The sequence below is a fragment of the Streptomyces acidiscabies genome, from assembly GCF_020010905.1.
GTDB classification, from domain to species: Bacteria; Actinomycetota; Actinomycetes; order Streptomycetales; family Streptomycetaceae; genus Streptomyces; species Streptomyces acidiscabies.
Genome location: NZ_JAGJBY010000001.1, coordinates 2,237,733 through 2,254,937 on the forward strand (window position 1 = coordinate 2,237,733; position 17,205 = coordinate 2,254,937).

The 17,205-nt window shown below is 70.5% G+C and carries 11 protein-coding genes; 7 read left to right on the forward strand and 4 right to left on the reverse strand.

The genetic code is table 11. The features are described from left to right. Positions 1-77: 77 nt before the first annotated feature. On the reverse strand, positions 78-4,031 hold the full coding sequence (locus J8M50_RS10530) for a HAMP domain-containing protein (RefSeq protein WP_178855131.1): 3,954 nt from the start codon (positions 4,029-4,031) through the stop codon (positions 78-80). Positions 4,032-4,173: 142 nt separating this feature from the next. Here J8M50_RS10530 and J8M50_RS10535 point away from each other — a divergent pair, with 142 nt between their 5' ends. Both J8M50_RS10535 and hemW read left to right on the forward strand, forming a co-directional pair. Next, positions 4,174-6,087: a SpoIIE family protein phosphatase gene (locus J8M50_RS10535; protein ID WP_010354875.1), complete on the forward strand. Its 1,914-nt coding sequence runs from the start codon at positions 4,174-4,176 to the stop codon at positions 6,085-6,087. Between the two features lie 30 nt (positions 6,088-6,117). Further along, positions 6,118-7,350 carry a radical SAM family heme chaperone HemW gene (gene hemW / locus J8M50_RS10540; protein WP_010354874.1) on the forward strand — a complete coding sequence of 411 codons (1,233 nt, stop codon included), beginning with the start codon at positions 6,118-6,120 and terminating at the stop codon, positions 7,348-7,350. 125 nt (positions 7,351-7,475) lie between these two features. Here the strand turns inward: hemW and J8M50_RS10545 are convergent, their stop codons facing one another. Further along, the gene (locus tag J8M50_RS10545) at positions 7,476-8,279 is read right to left on the reverse strand and encodes a DUF3097 domain-containing protein (protein WP_010354873.1); all 804 of its coding nucleotides are present in this window, start codon (positions 8,277-8,279) and stop codon (positions 7,476-7,478) included. A gap of 41 nt (positions 8,280-8,320) precedes the next feature. Next, positions 8,321-9,022: an MBL fold metallo-hydrolase gene (locus J8M50_RS10550; protein WP_010354872.1), complete on the reverse strand. Its 702-nt coding sequence runs from the start codon at positions 9,020-9,022 to the stop codon at positions 8,321-8,323. Between the two features lie 120 nt (positions 9,023-9,142). Between J8M50_RS10550 and hrcA the strand changes: the two genes are divergently transcribed. From hrcA to J8M50_RS10570, 4 genes are all read left to right on the forward strand, one after another. Beyond that, positions 9,143-10,159 (forward strand): heat-inducible transcriptional repressor HrcA, encoded by a 1,017-nt coding sequence (gene hrcA / locus J8M50_RS10555; protein ID WP_010354871.1) that lies wholly within the window; start codon positions 9,143-9,145, stop codon positions 10,157-10,159. After that, positions 10,160-11,296, forward strand: a complete 1,137-nt coding sequence (dnaJ, locus tag J8M50_RS10560) for a molecular chaperone DnaJ (RefSeq protein ID WP_010354870.1) — start codon at positions 10,160-10,162, stop codon at positions 11,294-11,296. 112 nt (positions 11,297-11,408) lie between these two features. After that, positions 11,409-12,518, forward strand: a complete 1,110-nt coding sequence (locus J8M50_RS10565) for a nitronate monooxygenase (RefSeq protein WP_010354869.1) — start codon at positions 11,409-11,411, stop codon at positions 12,516-12,518. Next, positions 12,518-13,264: a 16S rRNA (uracil(1498)-N(3))-methyltransferase gene (locus J8M50_RS10570; RefSeq protein ID WP_010354868.1), complete on the forward strand. Its 747-nt coding sequence runs from the start codon at positions 12,518-12,520 to the stop codon at positions 13,262-13,264. The genes J8M50_RS10565 and J8M50_RS10570 overlap by 1 nt, the downstream gene beginning before the upstream one ends. Here J8M50_RS10570 and J8M50_RS10575 read toward each other — a convergent pair. Further along, positions 13,259-13,615, reverse strand: coding sequence for a hypothetical protein (locus J8M50_RS10575; protein ID WP_223786191.1), 357 nt, complete (start codon positions 13,613-13,615; stop codon positions 13,259-13,261). The genes J8M50_RS10570 and J8M50_RS10575 overlap by 6 nt on opposite strands. 66 nt (positions 13,616-13,681) lie before the next feature. On the opposite strand from J8M50_RS10575, the gene J8M50_RS10580 reads away from it, so the two are divergent. Beyond that, a complete protein-coding gene (locus J8M50_RS10580; RefSeq protein WP_010354866.1) occupies positions 13,682-16,879 on the forward strand; it encodes a S41 family peptidase in 3,198 nt (1,065 codons plus the stop codon). Positions 16,880-17,205 lie beyond the last annotated feature (326 nt).

Below are 17,205 nucleotides of genomic sequence, written 5' to 3' on the forward strand. Positions count from 1 at the left end.
GCGTTGGCGAGTGCTGCGCCGTCGTGGTCATTCGCGCCCACGCGGCGGAGCCGCATAATTCACACAGCCCCGCGCCCCTATCGGCGTTCCAGTAACCCGGCCATGGCAGCCAACAGTTCGTCGATGTTCACCGGCTTCGGTACGTAGTCGTCCGCCCCCTGCGTGATCGACTTCTCCCTGTCCCCCGGCATCGCCTTCGCCGTGAGGGCGATGATCGGGAGGTCGGTCCAGCGGGGGGAGCTGCGGATCGCGGTGATCGTCTCGTAGCCGTCCATCTCCGGCATCATGATGTCCATCAGGATCAGCTCGATGTCGGGGTCGGACGCCAGGAGTTCGATGCCCTCGCGGCCGTTCTCCGCGTACTGGACGTGCATTCCGACCCGCCCGAGTACGTGGGTCAGCGCGAAGACGTTGCGGATGTCGTCGTCGACGATCAGGACCCGGCGGCCGGGCAGCACCTCGGCGGCGCGGCCGGTGCGCCAGGTCTCCGGCGTGGTGGCCGGTGGCCAGGTCTCGGCGGGTTCCGTGGCCGGCGGCGCGAGGTGGCCGGGGCTGACCAGCGGGACGTACAGCGTGAACGTCGAGCCGAGGCCGGGCGCGCTCTGGGCGACGATCCTGCCGCCGAGCAGCCCGGCGATCTCGCGGCTGATGGACAACCCCAGCCCCGTGCCACCGTACTTGCGGTTCGTGGTGCCGTCGGCCTGCTGGAACGCCTCGAAGATGCCCGGGAGTTGGTCCGGCGCGATACCGATGCCCGTGTCGGTGACGGCGAACGCGACCATGTCCTCGGGGGCCCGCGTCACCCGTAGCTCGACGCGGCCCGAGGACGTGAACTTGACCGCGTTGGACAGCAGGTTGCGCAGGATCTGCTGGATGCGCTGCTCGTCGGAGTGCATCGTGCGCGGTACGTCCTCGCCGACCGACACCTCGAAGGCGAGCCCCCGGTCGAGGGTGAGCGGCCGGAACGTGGCGTGCACGTAGTCGAGGAGCTTGTTCAGCGGGAGCGTCTTGGGGCGTACGTCCATCCGGCCCGCCTCGATCTTCGACAGGTCGAGGATGTCGTTGATGAGCTGGAGCAGGTCGGAGCCGGAGCGGTGGATCGTCGTCGCGAACTGCACCTCCTGCTCGGAGAGATGGCCGTCCGGGTTGTCGGAGAGCAACCGGGCCAGGATCAGCAGGGAGTTGAGCGGCGTGCGCAGCTCGTGCGACATGTTCGCCAGGAACTCCGACTTGTACTGCGAGGACGTCGCCAGCAGGGCCGCCTTGTCCGCGAGTTCGGCGTTGGAGCGCCGCAACTCCGCCTGCTGCTTCTGGAGTTCGTCCGAGCGTTCCTGGAGCTGGCGCATGAGCCGCTGGGACTCGCTCAGCAGGGACTCCGTACGGGAGTTGGCGATGATCGTGTTGATGGCGACGCCGATCGTGTTCACGAACTGGTCGAAGAACGCGAGGTGGACGTCCGAGAAGCGGGAGAACGAGGCGAGTTCGACGACACCGAGGAGCGTGTCCTCGAAGAGGATCGGGATGATGACGACGGTCGTCGGCGGAGCCTCCCCGAGACCGCTGGCGATCTTGATGTAGTCCGCCGGGGTCTCCTCCACCAGGATGCGCTTCTTCTCCCGCGCCGCCTGCCGGACCAGCCCGTGCACCGGCAGCCCGCCCGTCTCGACGGCGCCGTACCCGGCGATGAACGCAAGACCCTTCGCCGGACCGGCGGTGTGGTCCTCCGGGTCGGCCAGGTAGAACGCCCCGTACTGCGCGTTCACCAGCGGCGTCAGCTCGCGCAGGATGAGGTCCGCGACCTCCATCAGGTCCCGGTGGCCCTGCATCAGCGACGCGAGGCGGGCGAGGTTGGACTCCAGCCAGTCCTTCGCGCGGGTCGTCTCGCGCAGGGTGGCGACCATCAGGTTGATGTCGTCCTTGAGCTCGGAGACCTCGCCGCGCGCCTCGACGGTGATCGCCCGCGTCAGGTCGCCCTGGGCCACCGCCGAGGCGACCTCGGCGATCGCGCGGACCTGCGTCGTGAGGTTCAGCGCGAGTTCGTTGACGTTGGTCGTGAGCCGCTTCCAGGTGCCGTAGACGCCCTCCACCCGTGCCTGGCCGCCGAGTTGGCCTTCGGAGCCGACCTCGCGGGCGACGCGGGTGACCTCCGAGGCGAACGCGGAGAGCGTGTCCACCATCGTGTTGATGGTCGTCTTCAGTTCGAGTATCTCGCCGCGCGCGTCCACGTCGATCTTCTTCGACAGGTCGCCCTGCGCCACCGCGGTCGCCACCTGCGCGATGTTGCGGACCTGTGAAGTCAGGTTGTCCGCCATGTAGTTGACGTTGTCGGTGAGGTCCTTCCACACCCCGGACACGCCCCGCACCTGCGCCCGGCCGCCCAGATTCCCTTCTGTGCCCACCTCGGCGGCGACCCGCGTCACCTCGTCGGCGAACGCCCGCAGTTGCTCCACCATCGTGTTGACGGTGTCCTTCAGCTGCTGGATCTCGCCGCGCGCGTCGACCGTGATCTGCTTGGAGAGGTCGCCGTTGGCCACGGCGGTCGTCACCTGGGCGATGTTCCGCACCTGTGAAGTCAGGTTCAGGGCCATGAAGTTGACGTTGTCCGTGAGGTCTTTCCAGACCCCGGAGACGCCCCGGACCTGTGCCTGGCCGCCCAAGTTGCCTTCCGTGCCCACCTCTCGGGCGACGCGGGTCACCTCGTCCGCGAACGCCGAGAGCTGGTCGACCATCGTGTTGATGGTCGTCTTCAGCTCCAGGATCTCGCCCTTCGCCTCCACGGTGATCTTCTTGCCGAGGTCGCCCTGAGCGACGGCCGTCGAGACGAGGGCGATGTTGCGGACCTGTGAAGTCAGGTTGTCCGCCATGAAGTTGACGTTGTCGGTGAGGTCCTTCCAGACGCCGGAGACGCCTCGGACCTGGGCCCGGCCGCCCAAGTTGCCCTCGGTGCCGACCTCCCTGGCGACCCGGGTGACCTCGTCCGCGAACGCCGAGAGCTGGTCGACCATCGTGTTGACCGTGTCCTTCAGCTCCAGGATCTCGCCGCGCGCGTCCACGGTGATCTTCTGACTGAGGTCGCCGTTCGCCACGGCCGTCGTCACCTGGGCGATGTTGCGTACCTGTGAAGTCAGGTTCGAGGCCATGAAGTTGACGTTGTCCGTCAAGTCCTTCCAGACGCCGGACACGCCCCGGACCTGGGCCCGGCCGCCCAACTGGCCCTCCGTACCGACCTCCCGGGCGACGCGGGTCACCTCGTCCGCGAACGCCGAGAGCTGCTCCACCATCGTGTTGACGGTCAGCTTCAGTTCGAGGAGTTCGCCGGTCGCCTCGACCGTCACCGTACGGGTCAGGTCGCCGCGCGCCACCGCCGTCGTCACCAGCGCGATGTCCCGTACCTGCGCGGTCAGCCGGGACGCCATCGTGTTGACGGCCTCCGTCACGTCCCGCCAACTCCCCGACAGGCCCTGGACCTTGGCGCGGCCACCGAGGCGGCCCTCGGTGCCGACCTCGCGGGCGACGCGGGTCACCTCGCCGGTGAACAGCGAGAGCTGGTCGACCATCTTGTTCACGGCCCGGCCCAACCGGCGTAGATCTCCCCGGAGTTGGCGGGTGCCGTCGTGCAGGTCGACGCGTTGCGTGAGGTCGCCGCCCGCCACCGCGTCCAGGACGCGGGCCGCGTTCGCCGCCGGCGCCGCCAGGGCGTCCAGGAGCTGGTTCACGTCGTCCACCCGTGACGTCCAACGGCCCTGCCCCGGGCTGGCCGAGACCCGCTCGTCCAGCCTGCCGTGCCGGATCACCTCGCGCTTGACCCGGCGCACCTCGTCGTTGAAGTGCGTACTGCGGTCCACGATCTGGTTGAAGACCGTGGTCAGTTCGGCCACGATCCCGTCGTCCTCCACCGGCATCGCCGCCCGGACTAAGTCCCCGTCCCGGGCCGCGAGCAGCGCGGTGAGCAGAGGGCGTAGCGCGGATGCTCGAATCCCGCCCTCAAATGATCCGTCTTCGAGCACACACACAGCACTGTTCTCACTCATGACGGCCCACTTCGGTAACTCGACGCTTATGGGCGTAGTCAGTCTGTCACCCTGTCCCTGACGACCGAGGCGTATTCGAACCAAACGCCGGACCAACTGCCGGACCAACCGCCGGACAACCACTCGGGGAGGGGAGCCGTTCATGGGGACCATTCCGACACAACGGGAATCGACCCCGCGCTCCCGGCTCCGCCGGCCGGCGCGGATCGGTACGACCCTCGCGGGGAGCGCGCTCGCGCCGGGCACCGCGCGCGAGGTGCTCGGCCGGGCGCTCGACGAGTGGGCCACCGCCGGCTGGCACGCCACCGCCCGCACCGGGGACGAGGCCCTCCTCGTCCTCAGCGAACTCGTCACCAACGCGGTCGTCCACGCCGGGACCGATGTCGAGATCAGCTGCCGGCTGGAGGAGCCGAAGGAGGGGGCGGGGGCGTCGTACGACCTCGTCGTCGAGGTCTCCGACCGGCATCCGTCGCGGACGCTGCGGGACGGGGACCCCGATCCGTCGTACGAACCCGCCGAGTACGGGCGGGGGTTGAGGCTCGTCACCGCGCTCGCGATGGAGTGGGGGGTGACGTACCGGCGGGACGGGAAGACGGTGTGGGCGCGGTTGGGGGAGATGGGCGGGTGCGGGGACGAGGAGTGTGGCGGGGACGACAGCTCCGGGACCGGCTGTGGCGCCTGTGGCGGAGACCAGGGCGCCCACGGCCCCGTCTCCGTGCTCGCCCCCCTGCCCTCCCTCGGGCTCGCCCTCGCCCTCGCGCCCGAGCCCCCGCCGAACGAGCAGGACTGGCTCGGGCGCGGTGCGCTCTCCTTCCTCGCCGAGGCGTCCGACCTGCTCGCCGGGCAGCTCGACGAGGACCTGGTCGCCGCGCTCACCGGACAGGTCGTCGTCCCCCGCGTCGCCGACTGGTGCGCCGTATGGCTGGAGGACGAGACCACCGGGGGCGGCGGCCGCCTCGCGCGCGTGTGGCACAAGAGCGAAGGGTTCCTCGAAGCGCTCAAGCGGGAGCTGGAGCAGACGCCGCCCCGGCCCCCCGAGCACAACGGGCGGCCCCCCGACACCCAGCCCTACGACCACCCCTGGCCCGGCCAGTCCCTCGGCGGGACCGGCGCCGCCCTCGCGTACCGGCTCGTCGCCGGGGGACGGCTCCTCGGGACGCTCGTCATCGGGCGGTGCGGGATCCTGCGGTTCCCCGACGAGGTCACCGGGCTCGTCGAGGACCTCAGCCGGCGGGTCGCGCTCGCGGTCGGCGCCGCCCGGCAGTACGCCCGACAGGTCACCATCAGCTCCGTACTCCAGAGCGGGCTGCTGCCCGGGGCCGTCGCCGAGATCCCCGGCGTACAGAGCGCGCTCATCTACGAGCCCCGGGAGAAGGGCGGCCCCAGCGGCGACTTCTACGACCTCTTCCCCGCCGACGACGGGCGCTGGTGCTTCGCCATCGGCGACGTCCAGGGGAAGGGGCCCGAGGCCGCCGTCGTCATCGGGCTGGCCCGGCCGTGGCTGCGGCTGCTGGCGCGGGAGGGGTACGGGGTCGCGGACGTCCTCGACCGGCTGAACCAGCTGCTCCTCGACGACGCGACCGAGGCCGCCGACGCCGCCGCCCGCGCGTACGTAGGCCCCGCCGGGCCCGGGGAGGGGCCCCAGACGCGGTTCCTGTCCCTCCTCTACGGCGAGCTGGTCCCGTACGACGGGGGTGTACGGGTCACCCTCGCGTCCGCCGGTCACCCCCTGCCGCTGCTGCTGCGCCCCGACGGGACCGTCACCCCTGTCGCCCAGCCCCAGACGCTCATCGGGGTCGTCGAGGACGCGACCTACCGGAGCGAGGTCCTCCACCTCCTCCCCGGCGAGAGCCTCCTGTGCGTCACCGACGGCGTGACCGAACGCCGCAACGGCGGGCGGCAGTTCGACGACGGGGACGGGCTGGCCGTCGCGCTGGCCGGGTGCGCGGGGTACGACGCGGAGCTGATCGCCGAACGGATCCAGGAACTGGTCCACGGGTTCGGCTCGGAGCCGCCGGAGGACGATCTGGCGCTGCTGGTGCTCCAGGCGGAGTGAGTGACGGGGGCGGTGCGGGACAATGGGCCCATGCCTTCCGTACTGCCCGACGGTGAACCCGTCCCCGACGATGGTGCGCTGCCCGCTGCCGCGCTTGCTGGGGGTGCGGAGCGGCCACTCGGCTTCTACCTGCATGTTCCTTACTGCGCCACGCGGTGCGGGTACTGCGATTTCAACACCTACACCGCCACCGAGTTGCGGGGTACGGGGGGTGTGCTGGCCTCCCGGGACAACTACGCCGACACCCTGATCGACGAGATCCGGCTCGCTCGGAAGGTGCTGGGGGACGACCCGCGGGAGGTGCGGACCGTGTTCGTGGGCGGGGGGACGCCCACGCTGCTGGCCGCCGGGGATCTCGTACGGATGCTGGAGGCGATCCGCGAGGAGTTCGGGCTCGCGGAGGACGCCGAGGTCACCACCGAGGCCAATCCGGAGACCGTGGACCCCGCCTATCTCGCCGCTCTGCGCGAGGGCGGGTTCAACCGGGTGTCCTTCGGGATGCAGAGTGCCCGGCAGCATGTGCTGAAGGTGCTGGACCGTACGCACACCCCCGGGCGGCCCGAGGCATGCGTCCGGGAGGCCCGCGCCGCCGGGTTCGAGCACGTGAACCTCGACCTGATCTACGGCACCCCCGGCGAGTCCGACGACGACTGGCGGGCCTCCCTTGACGCCGCGCTCGGCGCCGGTCCCGACCACGTCAGTGCGTACGCGCTGATCGTCGAGGAGGGAACGCAGCTCGCGCGTCGGATCCGGCGCGGCGAGGTCCCGATGACCGACGACGACGTCCACGCGGACCGCTACCTCATCACCGAGTCCGTGCTGTCCGGGGCCGGTTTCGAGTGGTACGAGGTGTCCAACTGGGCCACCTCGGAGGCGGCCCGCTGCCTGCACAACGAGTTGTACTGGCGGGGCGCGGACTGGTGGGGCGCGGGCCCCGGCGCGCACTCGCACGTGGGCGGCGTGCGCTGGTGGAACGTGAAACACCCGGGAGCGTACGCGGCGGCGCTCAGCGCGGGGAAGTCGCCGGGCGCCGGGCGGGAGCTGCTCTCCGAGGAGGACCGCCGGGTGGAACGGATCCTGCTGGAGCTACGGCTCCGGGAGGGGGTACCGCTGACGTTGCTCAGGGAAGCGGGGCTGGCCGCTGCGGGGCGGGTGCTGGGGGAGGGGCTGCTGGAGCGGGGGGCGTATGAGGCGGGGCGGGCGGTGCTGACGCTGCGGGGGCGGCTGCTGGCGGACGCCGTCGTCAGGGATCTGGTGGACTGATCACAACCCCGCGGGCGCGGGGACGATGATCTGCTCGGGCGAGTGGACGAGCTGATCGACGGAACACCTCCGCGTCGGCGGAGAAACAGTCCACCAGGTCCGTTGCGTCAACGACTCGGCGGGCCTCAGGGCACGGTCACGTGATCGATGAGGTGCTCGACACAACGCAGCAACTCCGGCTCCAGGTCCTTGTACGACGTCACCCGGTCCAGGATCGCCCGCCATACCGCGCCCGTGTTCTCGGACGGCCAGCCCAGGGCGCGGCACACCCCCGTCTTCCAGTCCTGGCCGTGCGGGACCCGGGGCCAGGCCGTGATTCCCAGGGACGACGGCTTTACCGCCTCCCAGATGTCGATGTACGGGTGGCCGACGACGAGCGCGTGTTCGCTGGTCACCGACTGGGCGATCCGCCACTCCTTCGTGCCCGGCAGCAGGTGGTCCACCAGGATGCCGAGGCGGGCGTCCGGGCCGGGCGCGAACTCGGCGACGATCGCGGGGAGGTCGTCCACTCCCTCCAGGTATTCGACTACTACGCCCTCGATGCGCAGGTCGTCGCCCCAGACCTTCTCGACGAGTTCGGCGTCGTGCCGGCCCTCGACGTAGATGCGGCCCGCACGGGCAACGCGTGCGCGGGCGCCGGGGACGGCGACGGAACCGGAAGCGGTGCGGGTGGGACGTACCGAAGCTCCCGAAGGCTTCACCAGCGTCACCACCTTCCCCTCCAGCAGGAACCCGCGCGGCTCCAGCGGGAACACCCGGTGCTTGCCGAAGCGGTCCTCCAGCGTCACCGTCCCCGCCTCGCAGCGGATCACCGCCCCGCAGAACCCGGTGCCGGGCTCCTCGACGACTAGGCCGGGGTCGGCCGGGATCTCGGGCGCGGGGGCCTGCTTCTTCCACGGCGGGGTGAGGTCCGGAGAGTACTGGCGCATTCGGATGACGATAGGAGAAACCCCCGCACCGAACAGACCCCTCACGCGCGCGACACGCCGAACCGTTCGCTGAGAGCGTCCCGCTGCCGCCGTACGAAAGCCGCGTCGACGACAGCCCCGTGCCCCGGCACGTACACGGCGTCCTCCCCGCCGAGCGCCAGCAAGGCGTCCAGCGCGGAGGGCCAGCGCGACACCGCCGCGTCCGACCCCGCCTGCGGCTCCCCGGACTCCTCGACGAGGTCCCCGCAGAACACCACCGGCACGGCACCGGAAACGACGACGACAAGGTCGTACGGCGAATGCGCGGGCCCCAGCGAAGCGAGGAGGACGCCGGGAACCGGCGTACACGTACCGGAGACCACGTGCCGTGGGGCGGTCAGTGCGGACGCGGCTTCCTCGGCGAGCCCGGCGTCGAGGCCGCCCCGCACCGCGTCCCCGGCCAGCTCGTCGGCGTCGTACCCGGCGTGAGCCGCGTACACCTCCGCCCCCGGAAAAGCCGCCGTGCCGAACACGTGGTCGAAGTGCGGGTGGGTCAACGCGAGATGGGTCACATTGACGCCGGCGATCCGCTCTGCGTCGGACCGCAGCCGAGCCCCCTCCGCCAGGCTGGAGCCGGAGTCGATCACGAGGGCCGCGCCGGGGGTGATCACCAGCCCCGTCGTGCAGTCCCAACCCGGCAGCCGGACCCGGCCGACACCTTCCGCGAGACGTTCCCAGCCCAGCTCTTCCCAAGTCACCGTCATACAGAGACGCTAGCCGTACCATCCGGCGACGGGGACGACCTTGCCCCCGTGGTACCCGACCGCCGTACACTGGCACTCGTAGGTGAAGAGTGCCAAGGCGGACTTCTGGAGGTGTGCGCGGTGCTGAGTGAACGCAGGCTCCAGGTGCTGCGCGCGATCGTCCAGGACTATGTGGGGACCGAGGAACCGGTGGGTTCCAAGGCACTCACCGAGCGGCACAACCTCGGCGTCTCCCCGGCGACCGTGCGCAACGACATGGCCGTCCTGGAGGACGAGGGGTTCATCGCGCAGCCGCACACGAGTGCGGGGCGCATCCCCACCGACAAGGGCTACCGCCTGTTCGTCGACCGGCTGGCCGGCGTCAAACCGATGACGGCGCCCGAGCGCCGCGCCATCCACCACTTCCTGGACGGCGCGGTCGACCTGGACGACGTGGTGGCGCGGACGGTCCGGCTGCTCGCGCAGCTCACCCGTCAGGTCGCCGTCGTCCAGTACCCCTCCCTCACCCGCTCCACCGTCCGGCACGTCGAGCTGCTGGCGCTCGCGCCCGCGCGGCTGATGCTCGTGCTGATCACGGACACGGGCCGGGTGGAGCAGCGGATGGTGGACTGCCCGGCGCCCTTCGGGGAGTCGTCGCTGGCGGATCTGCGCGCGCGGCTCAACAGCCGGGTCGCGGGGCGCCGGTTCAGCGACGTACCGATGCTCGTCGAGGACCTCGCGGAGGCTTTCGAGCGCGAGGACCGGGGTACGGTCTCGATCGTGCTCTCCACGCTGATGGAGACGCTCGTCGAGGAGAACGAGGAGCGGCTGATGATCGGCGGAACCGCCAATCTCACCCGCTTCGGACATGACTTTCCCCTCACCATCCGGCCCGTCCTGGAAGCTTTGGAGGAGCAGGTCGTGCTTCTCAAGTTGCTTGGCGAGGCCGGGGATTCGGGCATGACCGTGCGCATCGGGCACGAGAACGCCTACGAGGGACTCAACTCCACGTCCGTCGTGTCGGTCGGTTACGGTTCGGGCGGCGAGGCACTCGCCAAGCTCGGCGTGGTCGGACCGACCCGCATGGACTACCCGGGAACGATGGGAGCGGTACGCGCAGTGGCGAGGTACGTCGGACAGATCCTGGCGGAGTCGTAAGTGGCCACGGACTACTACGCCGTACTCGGCGTGCGCCGTGACGCGTCGCAGGATGAGATCAAGAAGGCGTTCCGTCGGCTCGCACGCGAGCTGCACCCGGACGTCAACCCGGACCCGAAGACCCAGGAGCGGTTCAAGGAGATCAACGCCGCTTACGAGGTTCTGTCGGACCCGCAGAAGAAGCAGGTCTACGACCTAGGCGGCGACCCGCTCTCGCAGAGCGGCGGCGGAGGCGCGGGCGGCTTCGGCGCCGGTGGCTTCGGCAACTTCTCCGACATCATGGACGCGTTCTTCGGCACGGCGTCCCAGCGCGGCCCGCGCTCGCGCACCCGGCGCGGCCAGGACGCGATGATCCGGCTGGAGATCGACCTCGACGAGGCGGCCTTCGGTACGACCAAGGACATCCAGGTCGACACGGCCATCGTCTGCAACACCTGTAGCGGAGAGGGCGCCGCACCCGGCACCACCGCGCAGACCTGCGACATGTGCCGGGGCCGTGGCGAGGTCTCGCAGGTCACGCGGTCCTTCCTGGGCCAGGTCATGACCTCGCGGCCGTGTCCGCAGTGCCAGGGCTTCGGTACGGTCGTGCCGACGCCGTGCCCCGAGTGCGCCGGTGACGGCCGCATCCGGTCGCGGCGGACGCTCACCGTCAAGATCCCGGCCGGTGTCGACAACGGCACGCGCATCCAGCTCGCCGGTGAGGGCGAGGTCGGGCCCGGTGGCGGTCCCGCCGGTGACCTGTACGTCGAGATCCACGAGCTGCCGCACGCGATGTTCCAGCGCCGGGGCGACGACCTGCACTGCACGGTCACCCTCCCGATGACGGCGGCGTCCCTCGGCACGAAGGTGCCGCTGGAGACGCTGGACGGGCTGGAGGAGGTCGACATCCGGCCCGGCACGCAGTCCGGCCAGTCGATCCCGCTGCACGGGCGGGGCATCACGCATCTGCGGGGCGGCGGACGCGGTGACCTCATCGTGCACGTCGAGGTCACGACACCGACGAAGCTGGACCCGGAACAGGAACGGCTGCTGCGGGAACTGGCCAAGCTGAGGGGCGAGGAACGGCCTACGGGGCAGTTCCAGCCGGGGCAGCAGGGGCTGTTCTCGCGGCTTAAGGACGCCTTCAACGGGCGCTGAGGTCGCGTTCGGCGGGAGCCGGGGCCTCAGCGGCAGGCCGGTGATCCTTGTTGGCATGTGCCAAACCTGGGGTCGGTTCGAGGATGTTCGGAGGACGTGACAACATGCCGTCATGTCCTCCGAACTGACCGATCTCTTTCCTCTCCCGATCGTGCAGGCCCCCATGGCGGGTGGCGTCTCCGTGCCGCGGCTGGCTGCCGCCGTGTCCGAGGCCGGCGGCCTCGGCTTCCTCGCCGCCGGGTACAAGACGGCCGACGGCATGTACGAGGAGATCAAGCAGGTCCGTGGCCAGACCTCGCGGCCGTTCGGTGTGAACCTCTTCATGCCCCAGCCCGAATATGCCGAGGCGGGCGCGGTCGAGCTCTACGCGCATCAGCTCGCCGGTGAGTCCACCTGGTACGAGACGGAGCTGGGCGACCCCGACAGCGGACGGGACGACGGGTACGAGGCGAAGCTCGCCGTTCTGCTCGGCAACCCCGTACCCGTCGTGTCGTTCCACTTCGGCGTGCCGAGCCCCGAGGTGCTGGCGAACTTCCGGCGGGCCGGGACGTACACCCTCGTCACCGCGACCTCTCCGGAGGAGGCCGTCGCGATCGAGCGGGCGGGCGCGGACGGGGTGATCGTGCAGGGGGTCGAGGCGGGCGGTCACCAGGGGACGCACCGGGACAACCCGGAGAACGACCGTGCGGGGGTCGGACTGCTGGCTCTGCTCGCGCAGATCCGTGAGGCCGTGTCGCTGCCGCTGGTCGCGGCCGGCGGGATCATGCGGGGGAGTCAGATCGCGGCGGTGATGGCTGCGGGTGCTTCTGCGGCTCAGCTCGGTACCGCGTTCCTCGCGACGGCGGAGTCCGGGGCGGCGGCCGTGCACAAGGCCGCGCTGACCAACCCGCTGTTCGCGCGTACGGAGTTGACGCGGGCCTTCTCCGGGCGGCCGGCGCGGGGGCTGGTGAACCGGTTCCTGCGCGAGCACGGGCCGTACGCGCCCGCCGCGTACCCGGAGATCCACCATCTGACCTCGCCGCTGCGGAAGGCCGCCGCCAAGGCCGGGGACGCGCAGGGGATGGCGCTCTGGGCGGGGCAGGGGCACCGGATGGCGCGTGACCTTCCCGCCGGGGACCTCGTCGAGGTGCTCGCGGCCGAACTGGACGCGGCGCGTACCGCGTTGGCCGCGACGGCGCCCCTTCCCGACGACGCTCCCACCGCCGACGGGGGCGTGGCCTGATGACCGCTCCGGTCTTCGTGGTCGAGCAACTCCTCGGCGCCGGGGCGGAGTTCGTCGTCGACGGGCCCGAGGGGCGGCACGCGGTCTCCGTGAAGCGGCTCCAGGCGGGTGAGGCGGTGGTCCTCACGGATGGCGCGGGGCGCTGGGCCGAGGGGGTCGTGACCGCTGCCGAGGGCAAGGACCGGCTCGTGGTCCGGCTTTCTCCGGTGTCCGAGGAGCCGCTTCCGGTGCCTCGCCTCACCGTCGTGCAGGCTCTTCCCAAGGGCGACCGGGGGGAGTTGGCCGTCGAGACGATGACCGAGGTGGGGGTCGACGCGATCGTTCCCTGGGCCGCGTCCCGCTGCATCACGCAGTGGAAGGGCGAGCGGGGGGCGAAGGCGCTGGCCAAGTGGCGTGCCACGGCTCGGGAGTCGGGGAAGCAGTCGCGGCGGGTGCGGTTTCCCGAGGTCGCGGAGTTGTCGAGCGGGAAGCAAGTCGCTGCGCTGCTGGCGGGGGCGGATCTCGCTGTTGTGCTGCACGAGGACCGGGAGTACGGGAGTGCGCCGCTCGCGGGGGTGGAGTTGCCGTCCGCCGGTGAGATCGTGCTCGTGGTCGGTCCCGAAGGGGGCGTGTCTCCCGAGGAGTTGGCGCTCTTCGAGGAGGCGGGGGCGGTGACGTGCCGGTTGGGGCGGAGTGTGTTGCGGACGTCCACGGCGGGGACTGCGGCTGCGGCGCTGGTGTTGGGGCGGACTGGGCGCTGGTCATAGACCTGTGGTGCGCTGGATCACCGCGTCGAACAGCTCCCAGCCGTCCGCGTCCGAAGTCCGGCTGAACAGGCCCCTCTTCTCCGCCTCCTCCGCGAACGCCCGTACCACGGACGGGAGATGAAGGTTGAGGTAGTGGCCGCCGGTGCTGACCGTGCCCATGTGGACGTCGGAGGGGATACGGCCCGGGCCCTCGGCGAAGACCAGGCGCAGCCGGACGTTGTCACGGCCCAGGGTGAGGGTGTCCCGGCAAGGTGGGTGGGAGTGGCGGACGGACCGGTAGTACTCCCGGTCCGTCGTGAGTTTCCGTACGCGCATGGCCGTCATCCTGCCGTGTCCGGTGGTGACAGGCATCCGGGTATGCGCGCAAGTGATCCGAAAGCGGTGTCTCTTCGGGCGTTCGCTGCATAGGGTGAGCCGGTGACCCAGCCCGCTGCGTATCTCCGGTTCCCGCATCTGCACGGCGACTTGGTGGCCTTCACCGCCGAGGACGACGTATGGCTCGCACCGCTCGACGGTGGTCGCGCGTGGCGGGTGAGCGCCGACAACATGCCCGTCACCGCGCCCCGGATATCCCCCGACGGTACGACGGTCGCGTGGGCGTCGACGCGTGACGGGGCCCGGGAGGTCCAGGTCGCCCCGGTCGACGGGGGGCCGTCGACCCGGCTGACGTACTGGGGGAGTTCGTCCACCCGCGTGTGCGGCTGGACCCCCGAGGGGCACGTCCTCGTCGTGTCGACGTACGACCAGGCGTCCCGCTCCCGGAGTTGGGCCCGCGCCGTCCCGCTCGACGGGGGACCGGCGACGACCCTGCCGTACGGACTCGTCGACGACCTCGCGCTCGGCGGACCGTCCGTCGTCCTGCTCTCCGCGCGCCACGGCCGCGAGGCCGCGCACTGGAAGCGCTACCGGGGCGGTATGGCGGGGAAGTTGTGGATCGACCGGGAGGGTGAGGGGGAGTTCGTACGGCTGCACGAAGGGCTGGACGGGAACCTGGAGTCGCCGGTGTGGGCGGGGGACCGCATCGCGTTCCTGTCCGACCACGAAGGCACCGGCGCCGTCTACTCCTCGCTCGCCGACGGCTCCGATCTGCGCCGACACACTCCCCAAGGCGGCTTCTACGCACGGCACTTGACCGGTGACGGCACCCGGCTCGTGTACGCGTCAGGCGGCGAACTGTGGCTCCTCGACGACCTCGACGGGGCCGAACCCCGGCTCCTGGACGTCCAGTTGGGCGGCCAGCGGATGGACCGCAGGCCCCGCCCCCTCGCCCCCGCCGGCTGGCTCGGCGAGGCCGCGCCCGACCACACCGCGCGCGGCAGCGCCGTAGAGGTACGCGGTGGCCTGCACTGGGTCACCCACCGCGCCGGACCCGCCCGCGCGCTCGCCGCCGAGCCCGGGGTGCGGGCGCGGCTGCCGCGGACCTTCCGTACGCCGGAGGGGGAGGAGTGGGTCGTGTGGGTGACGGACGCGGAGGGGGAGGACGCGCTGGAGTTCGCGCCCGCGACCGGGCTCGCGCCGGGGGCCACGCCTCGGCGGCTCGCGGGGGGTGCGCTGGGGCGGGTGCTTGAGCTGGCCATGGCTCCCGATGGCAGTCGGGCCGCTGTCGCCTCGCACGACGGGCGGCTGTTGTTCGTCGAGCGGGAGAGCGGGGAGGTTCGCGAGGTCGTTCGCAGCGACGATGGTGACGTGTCCGACCTGGTCTTTTCTCCCGACTCCGGGTGGCTCGCCTGGTCCCATCCCGGGCCCAATCCGCTCAGTCAGCTGATGCTGGCCAACACCACTGATCTGTCCGTCACTGAGGCGACGCCGTTGCGGTTCCGCGACTACGCTCCCGCGTTCACCCTTGACGGCAAGCATCTCGCGTTCCTCTCCACGCGGGCCTTCGATCCCGTCTACGACCAGCACGCCTTCGACCTGTCCTTCCTCGCCGGCGCCCGGCCCCACCTCATCACCCTCGCCGCGACGACCCCGTCCCCCTTCGGGCCTCAGCGGCACGGGCGTGCCTTCGAGGCGCCCGACAAGGAGGAGACGCCCGACAGCGAGGGGACGCCCGCGACCCGCATCGACCTTGACGGGCTCGCCGATCGCATCGTTCCGTTCCCTGTCGAGGCTGGTCGGTACTCGTCGTTGCGCGCCGCCAAGGATGGGCTGTTGTGGTTGCGTCATCCCGTTCAGGGGGTTCTCGGGACTTCCCGGGCCACCCCCGAAGAGCCCGCCGCCACAACCGAGTTGGAGCGGTACGACCTTGGCGCGCGGCGGGTTGAGCATCTTGCCGACGACGCCGATGGGTTCGAGGTCAGTGGCGACGGGAAGCGACTGCTGCTCTGGACCGACGGCAAGCTCAAAGTCGTACCCAGCGATCGGCGGGCCTCCGGGGACGAGGACAGCGACTCCAACATCACCGTCGATCTCGGGCGGATTCGGCAGACCGTCGATCCCGCTGCGGAGTGGCGGCAGATGTATGACGAGGCTGGGCGGCTCATGCGGGACAACTTCTGGCGGGAGGATCTTGGGGGTGTCGACTGGGCCGGGGTTCTCGACCGGTATCGGTCCGTCCTCGAACGGGTTGCCACGCATGATGACCTTGTCGACCTTCTCTGGGAAGTTCAGGGGGAGTTGGGGACGTCCCATGCGTACGTCACTCCGGGGTGGGGGTATGGGCGGGGGCCTCGGCAGGGGCTTCTGGGGGCGGACATCTCCCGTGCGGATGACGGGAGTTGGCGTGTCGATCGGATCCTTCCTTCCGAGACGTCCGACCCTGATGCCCGATCTCCCCTTGCTGCGCCGGGAGTTGCTGTTCGTGTCGGTGACGCGATCGTTGCCGTCGGGGGGCATCCTGTCGACTCTGTCGCCGGGCCCGGTCCGCTGCTTGTCGGTACGGCCGGGAAGGCTGTTGAGCTGACCGTCTCGCCTGCGGATGGGGGGGATGTTCGGCATGCCGTTGTCGTGCCTATTGGGGATGAGGAGGCGCTTCGGTATCACGCGTGGGTGGCTGATCGGCGGGCTTATGTCCATGCGGCGTCCGGGGGGCGGCTCGGGTATCTCCATGTCCCTGATATGCAGGCGCCGGGGTGGGCTCAGATTCACCGGGATCTGCGGGTCGAGGTCGCCCGGGAAGGGTTGCTTGTCGATGTCCGGGAGAATCGGGGTGGGCATACGTCTCAGTTGGTCATCGAGAAGCTTGCGCGGCGGGTTATCGGGTGGGATGTGGCTCGGGGGATGCGGCCCACGACGTATCCCCTCGATGCGCCTCGGGGGCCTGTTGTCGCCATTGCCAATGAATTCTCCGGGTCTGATGGGGACATTGTGAATGCGGCGATCAAGGCGTTGGGGATTGGGCCGGTGGTGGGTACGCGGACGTGGGGCGGGACGATCGGGATCGACAGCCGGTATCGGTTGGTGGACCGGACGTTGGTGACTCAGCCGAAGTATGCGTTCTGGTTGGAGGGGTTCGAGTGGGGGGTGGAGAATCACGGGGTTGATCCTGATGTGGAGGTGGTGGTTCGGCCTCAGGATTATGTGGCGGGGGTGGATGTGCAGTTGGATGCGGCGATAAGGATGGCGCTGGAGGGGTTGGGGGAGGCGAGGGTGGCGCCGGGGGTGCCGTTGTCTTGAGGTGAGGTGGTGGGGGTGCGGTGTGATTCCGGGTGTGGGTCCGTCGTGGCTGGTCGCGCAGTTCCCCGCGCCCCTGGGTGGGTGGGGGTGGGGGTGCTTTGTCGGGTGCGGGTTAGGGGGGTGTTGGCGCTTGCCCGCGGCTGGGTGGGGTGAGTGGGCAGGTGCGGGTCCGTCGTGGCTGGTCGCGCAGTTCCCCGCGCCCCTAGGTAGTGGGGGTGGTGGTGCTTTGTTGAGTGCGGGTTGTGTTGTGGCTTCTCGCGCCTGCGGGGCGGTAGTCGTACAGCCAGGCGGGCGGTGCTGCTTGAGGTGCGGCGGCTGGTCCCACT